We start from the raw sequence: 20,741 nt of genomic DNA, 5'->3' as shown, positions 1-20,741 counted from the left end.
AAAAAAGATGTCAGACCCAATTATGAATAAATCACAATTTAAAGTCTGGTTTTTAATTCCACTGATTGTGTTTGCTGGCATGATAATTATGTTCTTTACCAGACTGGGCAAACCAACGGATGTGGTTATTGATAACGCCTTAAATAGACCGGTGCCCACGTTTGAGTTGCCACTATTATCAGATACGTCAAAAAACCTGACTAATGCAGATCTTCCAAATCAGCCGTATTTAATGAATGTCTGGGGCTCTTGGTGTCCAACCTGTATTGTGGAGCATCCATTTTTGATGGAGCTGCACAATCGTGGTGTGCCTATGGTCGGTGTGAACTACAAAGATGAACTGGATAATGCTCACAACTATTTGGCAGATGGCGGTAACCCATTTTTATTTAGCTTTCGTGATTACTCAGGCAGCTTTGCCATTGACTTAGGTCTAACTGGCGCACCTGAGAGCTTTATTGTCGATTCTGGTGGTAATATTCGTCAGCATATCATTGGTGAAATCAGTGAAGAAAACTGGCAAGCGCGCATTGAGCCTTGTATGTCGTTATTAAATGAGCTGGGCAACCAACAGGTAGATTTAAGTAGCACTGAAACGAGCAATCGTATTGCTGAGGTTTGTAAATGATGACCCAAATTTATGCTATTTTAAAAACGATCAAAACCAGTGTGATTTATGTGACTGCTAGTTTGTTACTGTGCTTGTCATTGTTAGGTCTTAGCTTACCAGCGCAAGCGGCCATTGAGGTTTACGAATTTGAAAACCCACGTCAAGAAGCGCAATATAAGGGGTTGATTGAGGAGTTTCGGTGTCCAAAATGTCAAAATCAAAATCTAGCAGGCTCAGACTCACAAATTGCACAAGACTTAAAACGTAAAACCTATGAAATGGTGATTGCGGGTCAATCTGATGCTCAGATTCGTGAGTATATGTATGAGCGTTACGGTGATTTTATAAGCTATAAGCCTCCAGTACGTCCTTCAACTTGGATCTTATGGTATTTCCCACCTGTATTTTTATTATTGGTAGTGGCGGGTTGGCTATGGCGTACCAAAAGCAGACAACGCATGGCAGTTATCACCCCAGATCAGTTTTTAAATGAAACAGATCAAGCCAAGCAGTCTAAGCCAAAGGTTGCTGAGATAGGTGCGAACTTATCAGATGAAGAAGCCGCTAAGTTAAAAGCGTTGTTAAAAGAACATGGTGGCACAGAAGACGTTGATGCTAAGGTCTCTAAAAGCTTACTAAAAAAAGATGACTAAAGAGCAGGGCGGTTGATTGCTTGTCGCTGTTTAAAAATTGGTTTATATCTCAACTTGTAAGGAGTTAATTCATGCCAACGTTAGTGATTTTTGTCGCGCTGGCAATAATTTTAGCAATTTTATTAGCAGTGATTGTTTTACTGCCATGGTTGCGAGCAGATAAGTCTGCGCAAAACAATCAACTCATCGCGCTAAATGTTGAGGTATTTAAAGAGCGACTAGCAGAGCTGACTGCTGATTATAGCAGTGGTAAAATGAGTGAAATTGAGTTCAATACTCAAAAAACTGAGCTTGAACGACAACTGTTACTCGCTAGTGAAGACAAAAATAAAGTGGTGCTAAATGAGAGTGAGCAAAATAATGACCTCTCAAAGGTCGCTGTATCGAAAGCTCAGCGTGAGTTGCAAGTAACCCGTAGTGGCAAAGCACGATTGACAATTTTGGTGTGTGTGCCAGTACTGATTGTACTGGGCTATTTTTTGTCAGCAGATCGCAGTAGTACCGTACAGTTTTGGCAAGCACAGGATAAGGTTGGGCAAGTAGCAGATGATTTGCTTACTGGTAAAATTGATGCACCGCCTGAGTGGGCGGCTGAAGATACCGCAGGATTAATGGCAGCAATTCAAGCCAACGTCCATCACCATGCACACGATGCCCAGCGTTGGATGCGCTTGGCAGATATCTATCTTGCGTTTGAAGCGATAGATCCAGCATTAGAAGCACAAGCTCGTGCGTATCGCTTGACACCAGAAGATGAAGATGTGGCAGTTGGTTATGCTCAAACTCGTTTTTTTGCCAGTGGCGGTGTATTAGATAGCAGTAGCCGCCGTGCGCTGCAAACTGCTTTACAGCAGAACCCTGAGCATCAAGGCGCACAAATGCTAATGGCAATGGGTGAGGCACGTGCTGGTAATTATGACTTGGCCCAAGCCTGGATAGTACGATTAAAAGAGAGTATCTCGCAACGAGATGGAGATCACTCAGCGGCTTTAAATAGCTTAGATGAGCTAAGTGCAAACATTAGACAGCAAGCTGCTGATGCTGCTCAGTCAACACAAGTATCAAATCAAGCAGACGGAGAGTCATCAGTGGTGACTAGCGAGCCTGCGATTAGTACCAGAACTATAATGGTTCGTATTAGTATAGATGATAAGTTGGCAGCAGAGGTAGGCAACAAGGATACTTTGTTTGTTAGTATTCAAGAGCAAGCTGGTGGTGCACCATTGGCAGTGAAGCGTTTACAAGCTGCCGACCTTGTCAATACAGAGCAAGGACTACAAGTTTCGCTCAATGATGATGATGCGATGATGCCCACCCATACCTTATCTTCAGCAATGAATGACCAAAAGTCCTTGGTGGCAAAAGCTCGTATTAGCAAATCAGGTGAGGCGATGTCAGCGTCTGGAGATTTAATTGCAGTTGATACCACGGTTGATTATTTAGATACGGATCAGCCAGTAATTGAGTTAAATATGGTCATTAGCCAAAAACTGCCATAATAGGATATATTAGCTTTTTCCTGTCTTGAGATGTTAGAGTCTATTGAATACTTACCACATGTGCTTAATAGCACTCTAGGTTTAAAGAAAAATTTTATTTTCATGCACCTATTTTTACACGAAAAAACAGGCGAAATTTTTCTTACGAAGATGACGGTTCAACAGATCCTATTGCCAAGCTTTTTTTGACTAATAAGTTTTCGATATAGTGGTATTTATTATTAAAATAGCTTGAGCTTTTTTTCAGCACAATGTAAGGTAATTAGGTTTAAAAAAAGTCAGAAGCCGGCTTTTATATAACAATAGCTAAGATGGATTTGAGCTTAGCAAGTGTCAAAGCCATGGATTGCTGTAAGTGCTTTGCCACTGTAATCATCTGCTAGTGTATTAACATGGCAGGTTTGTGGTTGAACTATAAATAATGATTACTAGGGTTAGAAAATACGGGTGCTTAAATTCAAAGATGATAATTGCTCATCTATACTTTGCTCATCTATACTTTGCTCATCTATACAACACAAGAGGATAACGATTATGATGCGTATTATTTTGCTAGGACCACCAGGGGCTGGTAAAGGCACACAAGCACAATTTATCTCTAAAGAGTTTGATATTCCACAGATTTCTACTGGTGATATGCTACGTGCTGCCATCAAAGAAGGTACTGAGCTGGGTAAAAAAGCAGAGGGTATCATGAAGTCAGGTGGTCTGGTATCAGATGATTTGATCATTAATCTAGTAAAAGAGCGCATCGCTAAGTCAGATTGCGCCAATGGCTGTATCTTTGATGGCTTTCCACGCACTATACCGCAAGCTGAAGCTTTGGTAGAAGCTGGTGTACACATTGATCATGTGGTTGAAATTCGTGTTCCAGATGATGAGATTGTGTCACGCCTATCTGGTCGCCGTCAGCACCCTGGCTCTGGCCGTGTGTATCACCTAAAATACAATCCGCCAAAGCAAGAAGGCGTTGATGATGTCACTGGTGAACCACTTATCCAGCGTGAGGATGACAAAGAAGAGACCATCCGTGATCGCCTAGCGACCTATCATGCGCAAACTTCTGCTTTGGTTGGTTTTTACCAAACTAAAGAAAAAGAAGACGCAGATGCAGCAAAATATCATCAGTTCGATGGTACGCTAAATATTGATGTGGTTAAAGAAAACATCTTAACTGCATTAAAAGGCTAATAACTGCTTTAAGCTTGTATAAATTTAGCAATAAAAAAACCGCATTCTAAACAGAGTGCGGTTTTTTTGACTGTTTTTAATATAACTGTTTGTAAGCTAAGTGTCTGGTATTTAAGTGTCTAATATTTACTAAGCGCTTATTTACTAAGCGCTTATTTACTAAGTGCTTATTTACTAAGTGCTTAGCAAAAGCGCTTGGCAGACGAACATATTAAATCAAACAGTCTGTTTAGCGGTTAGCTTAAGCCTCGCCTTCTTGCTGCTGCTGGCTTTGTGCATAAGCTTGATCAAAGTTAACTGGCGCTAATAGTAGCTGTGGGAAGCTACCGCGAGTTACGATGTCACTGATTACTTCACGAGCATAAGGGAATAAGATATTTGGGCAATAGGCGCCTAAAATCTGACCCATTTGATCTTCAGGAATATCTTTCACTAAGAAGATACCCGCTTGATGTACTTCAGCGATAAATGCTGGCGCACCTGCGTTTTGTGCATTGACAGTGACGGTTAAAACCACTTGATAGTGATCGTCATCTAGTTTTTCAGCATTGGTTGCAAGATTAATATCTAGCTCTGGTTGCCATTCTTTGGTAAATACTGAAGCACCTGGTACTTCAAGTGACATGTCTTTAACATAAATGCGCTCAAGGGCAAGTTGTGGTTGTGCTTGTTCAGCCATTAGGATTATCCTTAATTGAAATTATTGATGATGGTGAGTGAGTTGTTTGAAATATTTATAGAGTCATCAGCTCGATAAATCTTTTGTCGTTAAGTGGGTGTTGCTAAAATGATTATTGTATTGCTATAAATTGAGCAAAACACTAAGATTAAAAAAAGATTAGGTGTTTAGCATCTCATCAAGCTTACCACTTTGATTTAAGGCATTAAGCTCGTCAAAGCCACCGACAAAGGTATCACCAATAAATATCTGTGGTACAGTGCGATAATTATTGGTTTTTTTCATTAATGCCAGACGCTCATCTGAGCTAATATCGTGCATACCAATTTCGTTATACTCGATGCCTTTGTTTTTTAATAACTGTTTGGCATTTAGGCAATAGGGGCAAATGGGTGTGGTATAAACGGTAACAGGTGCTGTCATGAATGATCCTTATTGTTATCGGTCTGTGAGTGACTTAATAAGTCAATGGTTGAGCAACTGTCAGCAGCAGTGTGTTGCGCTGTATGCTTTAAATCATTGATTGTTAAGTCTTTAATTGTTAATTATTAAGTTGCTAACTGTTAAGTTATGAATTATCAAGGTTGTTAGAGGGGTAATAAGTCAGTCAAGGATTTGTAGATTTATAGTTTAGTCAGAACTTAACTAGATTAGGGTTTAACCAGATTGCAGTTTAATTCTATTAAAGTCTAATCAGGTCAAAGTCTAACTAAGTCAAAGTCTAATCAGGTCACAGCTTAGCGAGATTTAGCCTTACCTGTGACAGTTTTACCTTTTTTGGTAACACCACCAACCAAAGGCATACCCGCTGCTTGCCAACCACCAATACCACCATCTAAACGGAATACATTGGGCTTGCCGATAAGCTGTACAGCAGCCCCCGCTTGAATACCCATGTCACAAACGATGACCACAGGTACATCAATGGCACGAATTTCTTCAAGATGATCTTTTAACTGAGTAAAAGGGATGTTACGGCTGCCTTGAATGTAGCCGGTTTCAAATTTCTTTTTGGCTCGGATATCAATGATTTGGGCGTTTTGTGAGTTAACCAAAATTCCTAAGGCGTTAGGTGCTATCTTTTTACCACTGCGTTTGTTTTCTAAGGTAAAAAACAAAATAATCAATAGTAATAAAATACCAAACAACACGGGATGGTTGCCCATAAACTCAAGCCAACGATCTAGTGACAAAACACTTCTCCAGTAAAAAATTTAGATTGTAATTATTATAACGTGATACAGCAAGGATTGCATTAACCTCACACCAATTAACGCCATTTGCCCACATTTATACTATTTATACTATGTATACTTATTATACTATGTATACTTATTATACTAATATACTATGTGAGCGATGGTCGTCTATTTAGTTTTTGTTCGATGCATCAGTATGCTTGCTTGATACTTAATATGTGGGGGTGTCGGCTTCAGCTTGCAAGGTGACCAGGCTTTCAACTCGTCTTTGTTGTACACTACCATCTGCAACCGCCTGCCATAAGGCACATCCTTTGCTGTTATGGGTGTGTTTGCAGTCTCTAAACTTACAATGACCTGCTAGCGGTGCCAGCTCTATGAATCCAGATAAGATGTCATCTGGTGTTAAGTGCCAAATGCCATATTCACGTATGCCTGGCGTGTCAACAATACCACCTTGGGTCAGATCGTCAGGCACAAATGGCAATAGGCGACTGGTGGTGGTCGTATGCTGCCCAAGCTTAGAGTTGGTCGAAATAACATTAACGCTCTGAGCAGAGTTTGGCAGCAAGGCGTTGACCAGCGTGCTTTTGCCCACGCCAGATTGACCAGCGAAGATAACCAATTTGTTTTTAATTTTTTGCTGCAAATCACCCAATCCAAGCTTGGAGACTTGTGCCAGCTTGGTTAGCGCTTCTGGATCAATTTGCTTGGCGCTAAGCTGACTGTCTTTTAGTGCCTTGTCTTTTTGTTGGCTAACACTGAGCTGACTGATAGCTTCTGCATCGTCTGTCTCTTGGTGCAACAAGCTTTCAGGGCAGGGCGCAGCAGTTAATACAGTGTCATAGCCCAAAGCTTGATATTCGGCAAGCAAATCTTGGGTAAAGGCGTACGCTTCGATACTCAGCAGGTCAGCTTTATTTAACACCAATAACGGCTGCACATCGGCATGGTGGCAGACCACCAAATAACGATCTATTAATCCAGGTGCAGCCGCTGGCAGTGGTGCAAATACGATGGCTAAGATATCGACATTAGCGGCGACAGGCTTTAGCTTGTGATAGCGATCAGGGCGTGAAATAAGTGAGCTACGCGGCTGCACTGATTCAATACGGCCAAAGCCAGTATTGGGATCTGCCACCCAGCGTACATGGTCACCCGTGGCCAGCATAGGTAAGTTGGTACGCACATGACAGCGCCAGATATCGCCCAGTTTAATTTGTTGCCAAAACGGCTCAGGCTCACCTTCTGCGACTTGCGGTGGCTCGGGAATAATGTCAGGAAGGGAGGTTACTTGCACTTCAAGTTGTTTGCCATAATGGGCCATGACCACCCCATCCATCAAGCTACCGTCAATCGAGTCTTGCTGCTCGGCTTGCTGCTTATCAATGCGTCGTAGTTGTTGTTTGGTGAGTTTACGTTGTCGTATCAGCGCCATAAAGATTGGTTACCTATCAGTTTGCTTGTTGGTTTAATTGCTTGAGTAATTGGTTGTTTAGTTATCAATTTATCTATCTATTTATTCATTCATACATGCATCTTGCTTATCTATTTATGCTGTTAGAGTTGATCAGCGATAATGGCTATAAAAGTCTGATAATAAGTACAAGAGCTTGATAATAGTTATAAGAGTTTAACGCTATAATCAGTTTAAAACTTAAAATTAAGTGTATAGCATATCGCTTTTATGTTGCTTAAACAATGAAGTAGCTAAATCACAAACTTTAAACTGCTGAAATTTGATACTATACTCCAGTTATTGCAGTTATTGCAGTTATTGCAGTTATTGCAGTTATTAATAGGTTTATTATTATTGTTAGCTTTTTAACTGTTTAGATTCTTAACTTCTGATGTGTTATCTAGGAAAAAAAATGAGTGATCATCCCAACAAAATTAAAATCAAAAACCAAGGTAAAAAAGGGCTTATCTGGATAGACCTAGAAATGACCGGTCTTGACACCATGAATGACGATATTATCGAAATTGCGACTATTGTCACCGATGAAGATTTAAACGTGCTGGCTGAAGGTCCAGTGTTTGCCATTAAAGTGTCGGATCAAAAACTCAATGGCATGGATGACTGGAACACCAAGCAACATGGTCAATCAGGGCTTATCGATAGAGTACGTCGCAGTAGCGTTACCTTAGAGCAGGCCGAAAAAGAAACCCTTGAGTTTTTGCGTAAATGGGTTGATGAGGGCAAATCCCCCATGTGTGGTAATTCAATTTGCCAAGACCGTCGCTTTTTAGCCAGACAAATGCCAGAGCTGGAGCGTTTTTTCCATTATCGCAACTTAGATGTGTCCTCTATCAAAGAGCTGTGCTACCGCTGGCGTCCAGATATTTTAAAAGGGGTGGAGAAGTCAGGCACGCATTTGGCAATGGATGATATCCGTGATTCTATCCGTGAGTTAAAGCATTATCGTCAGCATTTCTTTAAGTTGTTGGATTAATTCACTGACCGCCTAATCTACCAGAATAGGCCAGTTTTAACTTGATTGGTTAGTGTACAAAATTAACCAGTTGTAAGCGCTCATTTGGCCATTGACCAGATTGGGCGCTTTTATTTGTTTGTGTGTTTTTCTGCTTATTTTTTTGAGTGTGCGCCTGATTTTGTAAGTTCAGCTGCTCGAATGAATCAACAGTGGTAAAGGCTATAACCGCCTCTACCCGCTGGCGAGCGCTGTCACGATTATTCACTCGCCAATCACCTAGCACGTAGCGGTAGCGATTGTGATACTGACTATTATTTGAGTTGTCTGAGCTGTTGGAGCACGTTTTTTTTCTGCTAAATTTAGAGAGTAGCTTTGTTTTTTTGTTGGTATGAAGAGGAGAGTGATCGTCACTCACCTGATGAATATCTGGTCGGTGCGTATGACCATGCAAGAGATGATCGACATGCTGTAAGGCTTTGTTAACCGCCATGTCATTGACGTCCATAATCGCCATCGGTTTATGCGCTTTGTCCTCTGTACTGTGATGACGTACTTTATTAGCAAAGTTTAAGCGCTTGGTTAATGGCTGTTTTAAAAAGAGCCATTGAACAGCACGATTGCGGGTCACTCGCCGAAAGCGTTGATAGGAGAGGTCATCGGTACACAGCGCATCACCATGCTCAAAGCGAAAGCGGGTGTCACCTAAAGTAAGGATAAAAGGCTCGTGGATTAATCGTCCACCAAAGCAGTCACAAAAATCTTGACCGATTAAAAAATCACGATTGCCATGCATCACCAATGTCTGACAGCCTGCGTGTTTTAATTGAGTTAATTTGTCAATAATAGGGGTGAGCCAATGGGTTGATTTGTCGGTATCAGATAAAGACAAATAGGCATCATCGCCGACCCAAGCATCAAACCAGTCGCCTAGAATATACAGCTCAATCAGGTTAGGCAATGCCAATAGGTCATCGAGCAAGGCCAAAAAAGCCTGCACTAAGGCAGGCTCATCAGCAGACAAATGCAAATCACTAATCAGCACCCGACGAATATCATGGGGTCGGGTGGTGAGTAAGTGATTGTAGTCTGTGATCAATGTTGCTATGACTGAATCTGCATTTGTCATGAATTATACGCTCGATATAAGCTCAAAATAACAGGTATTTACTTATTCGCTGATAACTTTTGCAGAGTTGATAATAACGGGCTCTTTTGGTACATCAGCATGCATGCCATAACGGCCTGTTGGTACGCCTTCAATCTTTTTGACCACATCCATACCGCTGGTTACTTTACCAAATACAGTGTAGCCCCAGCCTTGCATGTTTTTGCCAGAATGGTTTAAAAAGTCGTTGTCCTTAACGTTAATGAAGAACTGGCTAGTCGCTGAATGTGGATCTTGCGTACGTGCCATAGCAATGGTACCTTCGTCATTTTTTAGACCATTGTCTGCTTCGTTTTGGATAGGCGCATTGGTATCTTTCTCTTTCATGTTTGCATCCATACCGCCACCTTGGATCATGAAGTTTGGAATCACACGGTGGAAGATGGTGCCGTCATAATGACCCGCTTTAACGTATGATACGAAGTTGTCAACGGTTTTTGGCGCTTTTTCAGCGTTTAATTCGATGGTGATGTCACCCATAGAGGTGTTAAGTTGTACTACTGGCATATCGCTCATTTGTGTATCCTTAGTTTTGGTTGTACTGGTATTGGTAGTCACATTGGTACTACTATTTTGGGTTGTTGTTGCGTTAGAACATCCCATTAAAAATAATGGCAATATTAAACTGCCATAACCGAAAGCTTTTAGTGCTGTCACAGTAAATCCTTATTTGCTTAAGTTGCTTAAGTTGCTTAATCTATTTTTTGGTTTATATAGTCGTTAACTTGTTTAATAGCTTGTTTGGCTCAATATAGTATAGGCACAGATATAACACTGTTAAATTATGCGCTAGTCTAACCTCTTTTTTTTAGGTTGTCATCCTTCAAGCTGTTACAGGGTTTGGTTATCTTATTAAGGTTTGGTTATCTTATTAAGGTTTGGTTATCTTATTAAATAGGAAAACCCATGTCGCTATATATTATAGTAACATGGGCTATTATTAAAACTAGGGATATGTGTTAAAACTAGGGATATGCATGAGCATATCGTCTACATTTTTAATAAACGGTTAAGCGGTGACTAAGATAGAACCGTTATTGGGCCATGATTATCGCAATGGTCGCCATGTGGATAATGTAAATGACCGTCCACGATATAGCAAATGTGATCACCATGAGGTACAGCTTCATGACCACAGCCTGGACCATGAACGTGATCAGCATCGTGTCCAGAGCACTGATGTTCAGGGGTACAAGCGTCAGGGTTTTTATCAGTGACCTCTAAACGATGTTCGTCAACATGTTCACCATGTGGGTAATGTAAATGGCCATCATGTACATAGCAAATGTGGTCGCCATGTTGGATAGCGGTATGCCCACAGTTTTTGCCGTGTTGATGATCATGATTTTGATGTTGAGGATGATTGCATGTGCTCATAATGACTCCTTAATGTTAGAACATTTTGATATAAAAGATAAATTTAGTGGTTACAGCAAACCGTATTAACTAAATTAGTGACTGGCGTATTTCCAAAAAGTAAGCCAGCTGTTACAAATGCTTAGCATGAGTGACCAGGTTGTCAATGAGATGACGGACATGCTCATCTTGCAAGCTATAATAGATATGCTGTGCCTCTCGGCGCTTATTGATCAGTCCTGCCTCATGCAATTGCTTTAAACGGTTAGATAAGGTAGACATCTTATCACCAGTAATCTTTGCAATTTCACTCACGCAGACTTCTTCAGCGTCTTTCAATAGGAGAACCATCTGTAAACGTTGCGAGTCTGCCAGCGCCTTTAACATGAGGGTGACTTGTTTGTGTTGAGCATCACTGAGCTCAACGGTCGTAAGCTTAGGAGGATGATGGTCATCGCTATGGCAAGTCGGTATTTGGTCAATATTCATAGGAATACGATATCTATCATAAATATGAGAATATGAGTAATTTTGTTGGGCTTTATTATTTCATGGATTAATGAAATAGTAAAGCTTATAATAGAAAAAAATTAAAATATAAAGATTAATGAGCTTTGAAACCGAAGCTACAAAATAAATTATCTAAATAGATGAGCGATTGCGCTTAGGTTTGTTAGAATAGGGCATTTATTATTTTGATAAGTATTTAACTACCTTTTTATAATAGTTATTGATTTTATAATAGTTATTGATTTTGTAATAGTTATTGGTGTGTTATCAGAGTTTTTAATAATCAGGAGTAGGGTTTTATGAGCAACACAGTAAATAAAGACGCTTTAGACAAAGACAATCACGAAAAAAATGATTTTATTCGTCATATTATTCGTGAAGATTTAGCACAAGATAAGTATGAGCAAATCGTGACCCGTTTTCCGCCAGAGCCAAACGGTTACTTGCATTTGGGTCATGTAAAGTCGATTTGCCTAAACTTTGGTATTGCCAAAGAGTTTGACGGTATTTGTAACTTACGTTTTGATGACACCAACCCTACCGCTGAAAAACAAGACTATATTGATAATATTAAAAATGATGTTGAATGGCTTGGATTTAAGTGGGCGGATAAGCCGTATTATGCGTCAGGTTACTTTGATCAGTTGTACAAATGGGCAATCCAACTGATTGAGCAAGGCGATGCCTATGTTGATTTACAGACGCCAGAGCAAATCCGTGAGACCCGTGGTTCGTTCAATGAGCCAGGTACGCCATCACCACAGCGTGACGCCAGTGTTGAGGACAACTTACAACGCTTTGATGACATGAAAAATGGCAAATACGAAGAAGGTGAGGCGGTATTGCGTGCCAAAATCGATATGGCCAGTCCAAATATGAACATGCGTGATCCAGTGATTTATCGCGTGATGAAGCAGTCGCATCACCAAACCGGCGATAAGTGGTGCATCTATCCGATGTATGACTATGCGCATCCGCTATCTGATGCGATTGAAGGTATTACGCACTCATTATGTACGCTTGAGTTTGAAGATCACCGTCCGTTTTATGATTGGGCAGTGGAGAAGGTAGGTTTTGATTTACCACCACATCAGTACGAGTTCAGCCGCTTAAATGTGGACTACACCATGACCAGTAAGCGCAAGCTAAAGCAGTTGGTCGATGAAGGTATTGTTACCGGTTGGGATGATCCACGTATGCCAACCATTGCCGGTATGCGTCGTCGTGGCTATACGCCAGAAGGCTTGCGTGACTTCTGTGATCGGGTGGGTGTGACCAAGGCGGATAGTGTGGTAGACCATCGTTTGCTTGAGTTTAGTATTCGTCAATCGCTTGAGAACACCACTGCACGTGGCATGGCGGTATTAAAGCCATTAAAAGTGACCATTACTAACTTTGATGAAGCAGTCAGTGAGTGGGAAAGTCTAAAAGCTGACAGTGTCAACGCCCGCTGGGATGAAGCGAACAAAACGTTGTGGTTAACTCAGCCAAAACACCCAAATATTGATATGGGTGAGCGTGAGATTCCATTTACTGAGATCATTTATATTGACCAAGGGGACTATGAGCTTGAGCCGCCAAAAGGCTATAAGCGTCTGTCGCCTGAGAAGACAGAAATTCGCTTGCGTAACACCTATGTATTGGCAGTGACCGAGCATGTGCTGGATGATGCCGGCAACGTGGTTGAGCTAAAAGCCACCATTGACAAAACCACTTTGGGTAAAAATCCTGAAGATCGTAAGGTTAAAGGCGTTATCCATTGGGTGTCGGCAAGCCAAGGTGTTGCAGCGACAGTACGCTTGTATCAGCACTTATTTAATGTCGAAAATCCAGGCGCTGCTGATGACTTCCACGATGTGTTAAATCCAAACTCATTGACTGAACTTAATGCAGTGGTTGAACCGTCATTGGCCAATGCAGAAGCGGGCAGCCGTTTCCAGTTTGAGCGTGAGGGTTATTTTGTTGCTGATGCTGAAGAACACAGCAGCGATAAGCCGGTATTTAACCAGATTGTTAGCTTGCGTGATAACTATAAGCCTGAGTAAAACGAGTAAATTAATAGGTTAAGTGAATAAAATAGATTGATGATTTAAAATACAGGCGGTGGCTTATGCAGGGTTTGACTCCCTTCCTTTTCTAAAGGAAGGGCTGGGGATGGATTTTTAATAAGTATCGCAAAATCCCCCTAAACCCCCCTTTGAGAAAGGGGGACTTGCCCTCTGTTTTAGTACGTTGCCAGCTATTCATGCTGAGGGTAATAGATTAAGTCTTATCTCAGTTAACTTAACAAACTAAACTCAATAAAAAAGGTGCTCAATTAATTGGGCACCTTTTTTTGTTGGCTAAGGTTAGTAAATAAAAGCGGATATTAAGAAACCAAATGCTCCGTGCCATATTGCTTACGCTTATTGGCAAAGAAACGATCGAGTCTGTCCATTGCATCCTCTAAATCCAATAAGTTGGGTAAAAATACCACACGGAAATGATCTGGCTTATCCCAGTTAAAGCCAGAGCCTTGTACCATCAGTACTTTTTCTTCCATCAATAAATCCATCATAAACTGCATGTCATCTTCAATCGGATAAATATCGAGATCTATCTTAGGGAAGCAATAAAAAGCCCCTTGCGGCAGAGTACAAGAAATACCTGGAATGGCATTTAAACGCTCAACTGCAAGCATCCGCTGCTTATACAAGCGACCTGTTTCAGCGGTCAGATCTTGCATACTTTGGTAGCCACCCATGGCCGTCTGAATGGCGTGCTGGGCAGGCACGTTGGCACATAAACGCATCGAGGCGAGCATGTCTAAGCCTTCAATAAAGTCGCTGGCGTGTTCTTTATTGCCTGATATCATTAACCAACCAGCACGGAAACCAGCGATACGGTGCGACTTAGATAAGCCATTGTAGGTCAGAATCAACACATCCTGTGCAAGTGTAGACATGGGTGTGTGCTCAGCATCATCGTACAAGATACGGTCATAAATCTCATCAGCCATGATTACTAAATTGTGCTCACGAGCCAAATCTATAATCTGCAATAACAGCTCGTCTGTGTACAATGCACCAGTTGGGTTGTTAGGGTTGATAACCACAATGCCACGTGTTTTGTCAGTAATCTTGGCACGGATATCTTCAATGTCAGGCTGCCAGTTATCCTCTTCGTTACAGCGATAATGCACCGCCGTACCACCTGCAAGGTTAGCCGCTGCCGTCCATAATGGATAATCTGGCATAGGGATTAACACCTCATCTCCATCATTCATCAGCGCCTGCATCGTCATTACAATCAGCTCAGAGACCCCATTACCTAGATACACATCACGTACGTCTACGGCTGATAACAGCCCTTTAGATTGATAGTACTGCAATACCGCTTTACGGGCAGAGAAGATACCTTGTGAATCAGAATAACCAGTCGCATTATGTAGGTTGAGCGCCACATCTTGCAAAATCTCATGAGGGGCATCTAGGTTAAAGGGCGCTGGGTTGCCGACGTTTAGCTTTAAAATGCGCTGTCCCTGCGACTCCATTTGATTGGCTGTTTTTAAGAGCGGTCCACGGATGTCATAGCAGACATTTTGGAGCTTGGTGGACTTTTTTAACGGAGCTTTGTTCGATGTTGGCGTTGGGGTAGTCATGATGCTATTACTCGCACTATAAGAGAAAGTATTTGATGTTTTAGAGTGTGCACTAAATGGCGCTGCGTCTGAAGTTTGGTCAGACGTTTTGGCAGTGGGTGACTGTTGGGTTGGCGTACCATCAGGCTCACCACGCAACAAATAGCCTTCTGAACAGCCTAAGATGGTGGCTAATGTCGGCAATTTTGATGAAACGATACCATTGATGCCACGCTCCCAATTAGAGATGGCACCACGGCTGACTTTAGAGCCAGCCTCTGTCATTGCACTGGCCAGTTGTTCGGCGGTCAGTCCTTTTGCTTTGCGTAGTTTGCTGAGGCGTGCGCCTTGGGCTTTAAATTCTGATGCATCACTCATAACGGCTACCACTCGGTCAGAGGGTTTATTTGGCGATGGAACTATTTTGTGGACGATGTTAAAATATCCTAATGCAAGATATTATTGCATTTCCTAAAACTTTTCAACAGTTATTTTTGCAAGATATACTTGCATTATGAAATATTATCTATCTCAAAACTTACAGCTTAAGCGTTTAAATATTGCAAGTTAAAGTGAAAGTTAGTTTCATTTAAGTTATTTAAGTAACTAAGTAAGGTAATAAGATAATAAAGTAGGTCAAAAAATAAGGAGTTAGTTATGCAAGACTCACAATTAAGCCAACAGCAAATTGCACAGCTCACCGAAGCTGATTGGCGTCAGCGTCTAACCGATGAAGAATATCGAGTACTGCGTGAAAAAGGCACCGAGCGCCCCTTTACCGGCATTCATAACGATATGAGCGAAGAGGGTATCTATCGCTGCAAAGGCTGTGGTGCCAAACTATTTGATTCAGATAATAAGTTTGATGCTGGCTGTGGTTGGCCAAGCTTTGATGCCACCATTGATGATAATGCAGTGGAGGAGCATTTGGATACCTCGTATGGAATGCGCCGTATTGAGGTGACCTGCCGTAATTGTGGTGGGCACTTAGGTCATGTGTTTCCCGATGGGCCACAAGAGACGACAGGGATGCGCTATTGCATCAACTCGGTGGCGATAGATCTGGAAGATAGAAAGCCGAACGCTAAATAGCTGGATTTCAAATAGCTTAAATAGCTTAAATAGCTTAAATAGCTTAAAGTTAAAAATAGCCTAAGCAAACGAAAACATAGCACAATAATAAATAAAATCCAGTGCAATAAATCTAGTAAAATCAATAAAACTAATTAAGTAAAGGGAACTGCGCTTTATGCATACAATTTATGACTTTCACGCCCACGACTTAAATGGCAATCCGGTTGATTTTGCTGACTTTAAAGGTAAGGTGTTATTGATTGTGAATACCGCCAGCAAGTGTGGTTTCACCCCTCAATTTGAGGGGCTTGAAGCTTTGCACAAAAAGTATAACGAGCTGGGCTTGGTAGTGATTGGCTTTCCTTGCAATCAGTTTGGTGCGCAAGAGCCTGGTGATGCGGAGCAAATCGGCGCATTTTGTAAAAAAAATTATGGCGTAAGTTTTTTGATGATGCAAAAAATAGACGTCAATGGCAAAAATGCACACCCAATATATACGTGGCTGAAAAAACAAGAAGGTGGGTTTTTAACTGATGGGATTAAATGGAATTTCACTAAGTTTTTACTCGGTCGTGATGGTCAGGTTATAAAGCGTTATGCGCCTTTGGTAAAGCCAGAAGCGCTAGAGGCGGATATTGAGCAAGCAACAGCAGCTTGGTAATGTCCAACCATGTAACGGTGGGAAACGATAATCATGGTAATGTTTGCGAGGGTAATTTAACTATTAACTCAATGCATCCGTGCAAAAATGGTGATGGTATGCTGTCTTTAGCTGGTTTTGTTAAAGGGTAATAATACCTTTTCTAAAAAATAACCTATCTTTGTCAAACTCGTTGAACCTACTATATGTAGCGTTTGCACTCGTTTTCCTCGATAGCTTAATTTTTAGATTTGGTATAAGATCAGTTTACATAAATGGACGGAATAACTCAGGACTTTGTCTTAGTAATTGCTGTGTTTGCTTTACCTGCATAAAGCCAATAGCAAAAATAATCAATTGTAGGTTGTGAATACAGGTTCTTACACCAGTGGGAAATTCAAAAACGCGCTTAAGCTAACGACATAGATTAATCTAGCATACCCATTTCAGCTAACGTTTGTTGAATCATCTGCTCAGAGATTTGACTTTGTTGTAAGGCAATACGTTCTGTTAATAGTCCCATCTTATTAGCTAATGATCTGCCTGTCGGTGAGCTGTATAACTCAATCAAAGTATTTAGCTCATCAGTGGACAACACTTGTGCATAGGTAGAGGCTAGTTGAGATTCGTAGTCATAGTTGTCCATTTTTTTTGATAGTCTGTCAAAAAACTCATCAGGCATATCAATCATATTACTACGCATAGACTCTATGACGAATTTATTGGCTTGCTTGAAACCTTGTTTGGAGCCATCCATATTAATAAGTTTGCGAGCAAGGGCAACTTTTTGGCTGTCTTGTGCTTGAAAAGCTACGGCAGCATGACCTGCTTGAGTGATGGCTAAGCCAGATATGATAAGCGTGGCTGATAAGAATACATGTTGGCAAGTTTTAGTTAAAAATGACATTTTTTACTCCTTGTTAAGTTCATTTATCAGATAGCAATGAGGTTTTAATTTTAAAGGATCTAAAGTTTATAAAGAATATCGTAGCTTAAACTCAATTTTTGATTAAAATCAGCTTGTATGTAATCTTTATTAGTTATTAGCCTCAAAGCGTTATCACAGGCTTCTTTTTCACCCATCTTATTTTTTAGATGCATAACAGACCAGTAAGCTTCATTATTATCTAGTGATTTTAGCTTTTTAAGCAAGCTTAATCCACTTTCAGATAGTTGATAATTGTCATAATTAAGACTGGCAAACATACTTTTCGTATAATCATATCTTATATAAGCAAAGAAATTTTGAATCTTACCGTACTCTACGAATTTTAAATAACGTTCTTTTGGCAAAAAACCAGCTTGTTTTTTAGTTATGATTATATTAACTAATGACATAATTATCTACTTGTTTTAACAGCACTTCAACTTTGAACCTAAGCAATCCCACAATACGGACTTTCATTAACCAAACCCTACCGCTAGCATCTTCAAGTAAACGCTGAAAAACAATTAAACCAAAAATGACCTGTAAAAAAGATAAAGGTGATGTTTGTGTTTTTTTGCCATCTATCAATATATATACATATTCTCCAAAAGAACCTAAAATAATAACTAAATCAACTTTATTTGATATGTCACACGGCAGTGTTTTACCTCTAAAGAGATCTCTGAATTTTATTGGAAATCGATAGTAATAATCTTCCAACGGTATATCAAGAGCCAAAGGAAAATCGGAAGTCTGAAGGCTATTCAGCGTATCTTTAGTTATTATATAAAGTAAAGCACCAGAGATAATAGTAATAATCAAACCGTATAGATAATGTTGCGTGAATATGAAAATATAGAATAGCAACAACAAAGTTGTTAAAACAGAAAAAATGCTACTGGATTATTAGCTTTATCTTTAGTCTTTTTAAAAAACACTATCAATTCAGGTAAAAACTCGGCAAATAACCACATTTAATCTCCTAGTAATATAGATTATTCGCTATCAGAGTCATTACCAAGAGAGTATAAAAGGTAATTTTAATCATATAAAATCAATAATAGCTGGGCGAAGACAGGTAATAACGCCTAGGTTTCAGCAATTTGTAATGGTAGAATTAAAGCATCTATTTTATTATGTAAAGCCCATCGTATAATGATTAAAACAAAGCAAAACACACCACTATAATATAAATCTACACTATACAGATACGTCATATAAATTGGCAAAGCAATAGATAAAAATGTTGATAAATAAAAATTAGGTGCTACTGGCATGCCACATAAAGGGCAATAATAGTATTCAATTCTTTTAAAATCCAAAGGGTTTATGATATTTGCATCACAGCTCGGGCATTTTCTTTTTATCATATTTATTAACCATGACAGCCAGTAAATATCAAATATATCTACTGGCTGCTTACCAAATATATCAAAAATTAAAAGTGTTTTTATGTCAACTATTTACCCTTGTTCTTTCCCCAAGAAGAGGTACTATATGCAAGTCCAGCACTTCTAATATAATGCTGCCCTAAAGGGCTAGTTACTACTCTACCAGCAAGATTTAATGCAATTGGAACCCAAGCCCCCTCTGTCCTTTCCATTTCTTGATTAGATATAGCTTTAACTTGTAAGTCTTCGCTATCATCAAACGCATAGCTTAAATCAGCAGATGGTTGAACTGCTAGATTTGAGGTAGTTTGAATATTTTCTGAAGCCATTGCTGACACACTTAAGCCCAAACCAAGTGTTGTTGCAGTAGCGATTTTAGTTAATTTTTTTCATTACACTTTCCTTGTGACTTAAGTTGTCAATGAGTGTTGCCCTTATACACTGGCTGGGCAACTGGTTAATTTTAAGATGGATAGTTAGTCCATCTGCCAGCATTCAAATAAATCTGAAATTTATCTAGTCTGTTGTTTATATTTCCAATAGATACAGATTTAGTTGATTCTATAAGCTCTAAGCATATCTGTTAAAACAATACAACTGGGCCATAGATGGTTTCATTACTATCGGTTGACATAATTTCCATAACATCATCGATCTCAACATTTATTATCTTGTTAATTAGTGGCTTTAACTGTTCCTTGTAAATATTGGATTGCTGAAAAATCTTAAACGCATCTTGCTTAGCATTTTGCAAATTAGGTGATTGAAACTCTATCGTAATTACAAAACCATTCGTAGGTTGATTATTCTCATCAACAACATCTAAGTCGGCAGTCACTGTAATCATTGCATAAAATCTAGGCATAACATTAACCTTAAACTTAACAGTAAAAATTATTAGCTTCAATTGGCGTAGCTTTTAAGATATTGTCTATATGCTTAATAAGCTATACTAAATAATATAACGTATGTAGCATAGCCCTTAGCTCTACTTAGATTCGAATCGTACAATAAAGTAAGTAACAATAGCAACACACAGATATAAGATTAAACTTATTACAAGGTGTATGGGTTGATTATAAATTTGATAATTACTGATTAAAAAGCCTATTAAAGAAACTAGAATCAACAGTGCTATCGTCCTAACGTTCTGACTATAACGACGAACGATAGTAGCAATAACTGCAGATAAGATAACAACTAAATACCAAATATAAATATTGTGTACCATAAAAAACTATTTGATATTTGAGTTTAGGAAGCCACTAGCTCCCGCTAAATATAAACTATCACTCTTTGGAGAAATACTCCCTCAAACCCATAAGTGAAAAGACTGCAAAAAAAACAATAAGTGATGTTTGAAAATTTATTAATAATGTAGCTTTATTTATAGATTGATAGCTTAACCAATCGGAAAAAGTCCAAGCCATAAAAGATACAATACTTATGAGTAATGATATCTTTAAAATTGCTTTAAAACCACGTTTATCAGTAGTTACAAACCAACCAGCAATGGCAGCTAGAATATCACCCATAAAATCCTCTTCAATATTAATACCCAAATCTCAACTCTTCCCCTCTCACCATTGATATTAAAGGAATTAATAATCTAGATTAAAAAAAGCGCACTTTCCTAATACTTGAACTATCAATGGCTTACAAAGAGCTGAGAATGGGCTTTTGAAATACGTAGTAAAACAATAGATAAACAAGTAATACTGATTGATTTTAATTGAATGCCTTAAGAATGATCCAGCGATAACATTAAAAAGATAGGTTGATTAAGCTATCT

General features: G+C 39.6%; 23 protein-coding genes. 8 read left to right on the top strand and 15 right to left on the bottom strand.

Features of this window, described 5'->3' with window-relative positions:
- The first annotated feature begins 7 nt into the window (after positions 1 to 7).
- The 4 genes from H140_RS0106135 (at position 8) to adk (ending at position 3,953) form a co-directional block, all read left to right on the top strand.
- Complete coding sequence (locus H140_RS0106135; protein WP_019672785.1) at positions 8 to 628, top strand: DsbE family thiol:disulfide interchange protein; 621 nt, start codon at positions 8 to 10, stop codon at positions 626 to 628.
- Entirely contained in the window at positions 625 to 1,263 is a 639-nt protein-coding gene (locus H140_RS15140) for a cytochrome c-type biogenesis protein (RefSeq protein WP_019672784.1), read from the top strand. Before H140_RS0106135 ends, H140_RS15140 begins: the two co-directional genes overlap by 4 nt.
- 71 nt (positions 1,264 to 1,334) lie before the next feature.
- Complete coding sequence (ccmI, locus tag H140_RS0106125) at positions 1,335 to 2,762, top strand: c-type cytochrome biogenesis protein CcmI (protein ID WP_019672783.1); 1,428 nt, start codon at positions 1,335 to 1,337, stop codon at positions 2,760 to 2,762.
- Between the two features lie 537 nt (positions 2,763 to 3,299).
- Positions 3,300 to 3,953 (top strand): adenylate kinase, encoded by a 654-nt coding sequence (gene adk / locus H140_RS0106115; RefSeq protein WP_208596153.1) that lies wholly within the window; start codon positions 3,300 to 3,302, stop codon positions 3,951 to 3,953.
- A 241-nt stretch (positions 3,954 to 4,194) separates the two neighbouring features.
- Here the strand turns inward: adk and secB are convergent, their stop codons facing one another.
- The 4 genes from secB to rsgA form a co-directional block, all read right to left on the bottom strand.
- A complete protein-coding gene (gene secB / locus H140_RS0106110) occupies positions 4,195 to 4,632 on the bottom strand; it encodes a protein-export chaperone SecB (protein WP_019672780.1) in 438 nt (145 codons plus the stop codon).
- Between the two features lie 159 nt (positions 4,633 to 4,791).
- Positions 4,792 to 5,055 (bottom strand): glutaredoxin 3, encoded by a 264-nt coding sequence (gene grxC, locus H140_RS0106105; RefSeq protein WP_019672779.1) that lies wholly within the window; start codon positions 5,053 to 5,055, stop codon positions 4,792 to 4,794.
- Positions 5,056 to 5,369: 314 nt separating this feature from the next.
- Complete coding sequence (locus tag H140_RS0106100; protein ID WP_033426885.1) at positions 5,370 to 5,798, bottom strand: rhodanese-like domain-containing protein; 429 nt, start codon at positions 5,796 to 5,798, stop codon at positions 5,370 to 5,372.
- A gap of 244 nt (positions 5,799 to 6,042) precedes the next feature.
- On the bottom strand, positions 6,043 to 7,269 hold the full coding sequence (gene rsgA / locus H140_RS0106095) for a ribosome small subunit-dependent GTPase A (RefSeq protein ID WP_019672777.1): 1,227 nt from the start codon (positions 7,267 to 7,269) through the stop codon (positions 6,043 to 6,045).
- Positions 7,270 to 7,702: 433 nt separating this feature from the next.
- Here rsgA and orn point away from each other — a divergent pair, with 433 nt between their 5' ends.
- Positions 7,703 to 8,284, top strand: a complete 582-nt coding sequence (gene orn / locus H140_RS0106090; RefSeq protein WP_019672776.1) for an oligoribonuclease — start codon at positions 7,703 to 7,705, stop codon at positions 8,282 to 8,284.
- 49 nt (positions 8,285 to 8,333) lie between these two features.
- Here the strand turns inward: orn and H140_RS15135 are convergent, their stop codons facing one another.
- The 4 genes from H140_RS15135 to H140_RS14100 form a co-directional block, all read right to left on the bottom strand.
- The gene (locus tag H140_RS15135; protein WP_019672775.1) at positions 8,334 to 9,392 is read right to left on the bottom strand and encodes a UDP-2,3-diacylglucosamine diphosphatase; all 1,059 of its coding nucleotides are present in this window, start codon (positions 9,390 to 9,392) and stop codon (positions 8,334 to 8,336) included.
- Positions 9,393 to 9,434: 42 nt separating this feature from the next.
- Complete coding sequence (locus H140_RS0106080) at positions 9,435 to 9,947, bottom strand: peptidylprolyl isomerase (RefSeq protein ID WP_026348884.1); 513 nt, start codon at positions 9,945 to 9,947, stop codon at positions 9,435 to 9,437.
- Positions 9,948 to 10,451: 504 nt separating this feature from the next.
- Positions 10,452 to 10,808 carry a hypothetical protein gene (locus H140_RS0106075; protein ID WP_019672773.1) on the bottom strand — a complete coding sequence of 119 codons (357 nt, stop codon included), beginning with the start codon at positions 10,806 to 10,808 and terminating at the stop codon, positions 10,452 to 10,454.
- Positions 10,809 to 10,919: 111 nt separating this feature from the next.
- Positions 10,920 to 11,276, bottom strand: coding sequence for an ArsR/SmtB family transcription factor (locus H140_RS14100; protein WP_019672772.1), 357 nt, complete (start codon positions 11,274 to 11,276; stop codon positions 10,920 to 10,922).
- A gap of 320 nt (positions 11,277 to 11,596) precedes the next feature.
- On the opposite strand from H140_RS14100, the gene H140_RS0106065 reads away from it, so the two are divergent.
- The gene (locus tag H140_RS0106065; RefSeq protein WP_019672771.1) at positions 11,597 to 13,342 is read left to right on the top strand and encodes a glutamine--tRNA ligase/YqeY domain fusion protein; all 1,746 of its coding nucleotides are present in this window, start codon (positions 11,597 to 11,599) and stop codon (positions 13,340 to 13,342) included.
- Positions 13,343 to 13,665: 323 nt separating this feature from the next.
- Here H140_RS0106065 and H140_RS0106060 read toward each other — a convergent pair whose 3' ends face one another.
- Positions 13,666 to 15,294, bottom strand: coding sequence for an aminotransferase class I/II-fold pyridoxal phosphate-dependent enzyme (locus H140_RS0106060; protein ID WP_019672770.1), 1,629 nt, complete (start codon positions 15,292 to 15,294; stop codon positions 13,666 to 13,668).
- A 279-nt stretch (positions 15,295 to 15,573) separates the two neighbouring features.
- On the opposite strand from H140_RS0106060, the gene msrB reads away from it, so the two are divergent.
- Both msrB and H140_RS0106050 read left to right on the top strand, forming a co-directional pair.
- Complete coding sequence (gene msrB, locus H140_RS0106055; RefSeq protein WP_019672769.1) at positions 15,574 to 16,008, top strand: peptide-methionine (R)-S-oxide reductase MsrB; 435 nt, start codon at positions 15,574 to 15,576, stop codon at positions 16,006 to 16,008.
- Positions 16,009 to 16,165: 157 nt separating this feature from the next.
- Positions 16,166 to 16,651 (top strand): glutathione peroxidase, encoded by a 486-nt coding sequence (locus tag H140_RS0106050; RefSeq protein WP_019672768.1) that lies wholly within the window; start codon positions 16,166 to 16,168, stop codon positions 16,649 to 16,651.
- 406 nt (positions 16,652 to 17,057) lie between these two features.
- Here H140_RS0106050 and H140_RS0106045 read toward each other — a convergent pair whose 3' ends face one another.
- The 6 genes from H140_RS0106045 to H140_RS0106010 all read right to left on the bottom strand — a co-directional run bounded on the left by H140_RS0106045 (position 17,058) and on the right by H140_RS0106010 (position 20,511).
- Positions 17,058 to 17,537, bottom strand: a complete 480-nt coding sequence (locus tag H140_RS0106045; protein ID WP_019672767.1) for a DUF2059 domain-containing protein — start codon at positions 17,535 to 17,537, stop codon at positions 17,058 to 17,060.
- 59 nt (positions 17,538 to 17,596) lie between these two features.
- The gene (locus H140_RS0106040) at positions 17,597 to 17,968 is read right to left on the bottom strand and encodes a hypothetical protein (RefSeq protein WP_019672766.1); all 372 of its coding nucleotides are present in this window, start codon (positions 17,966 to 17,968) and stop codon (positions 17,597 to 17,599) included.
- Positions 17,955 to 18,380 (bottom strand): hypothetical protein, encoded by a 426-nt coding sequence (locus tag H140_RS0106035; protein WP_156819100.1) that lies wholly within the window; start codon positions 18,378 to 18,380, stop codon positions 17,955 to 17,957. The genes H140_RS0106040 and H140_RS0106035 overlap by 14 nt, the downstream gene beginning before the upstream one ends.
- 637 nt (positions 18,381 to 19,017) lie before the next feature.
- On the bottom strand, positions 19,018 to 19,278 hold the full coding sequence (locus tag H140_RS0106020; protein WP_019672762.1) for a hypothetical protein: 261 nt from the start codon (positions 19,276 to 19,278) through the stop codon (positions 19,018 to 19,020).
- 254 nt (positions 19,279 to 19,532) lie between these two features.
- Complete coding sequence (locus H140_RS0106015; RefSeq protein ID WP_019672761.1) at positions 19,533 to 19,814, bottom strand: hypothetical protein; 282 nt, start codon at positions 19,812 to 19,814, stop codon at positions 19,533 to 19,535.
- Positions 19,815 to 20,238: 424 nt separating this feature from the next.
- Positions 20,239 to 20,511: a hypothetical protein gene (locus tag H140_RS0106010; RefSeq protein WP_156819099.1), complete on the bottom strand. Its 273-nt coding sequence runs from the start codon at positions 20,509 to 20,511 to the stop codon at positions 20,239 to 20,241.
- Between the last annotated feature and the right edge of the window lie 230 nt (positions 20,512 to 20,741).

Source organism: Psychrobacter lutiphocae DSM 21542 (genome assembly GCF_000382145.1).
Lineage (GTDB): Bacteria > Pseudomonadota > Gammaproteobacteria > Pseudomonadales > Moraxellaceae > Psychrobacter > Psychrobacter lutiphocae.
Note: the sequence above shows the minus strand (reverse complement) of the source record. Positions and strands in the feature narration are given on the sequence as shown.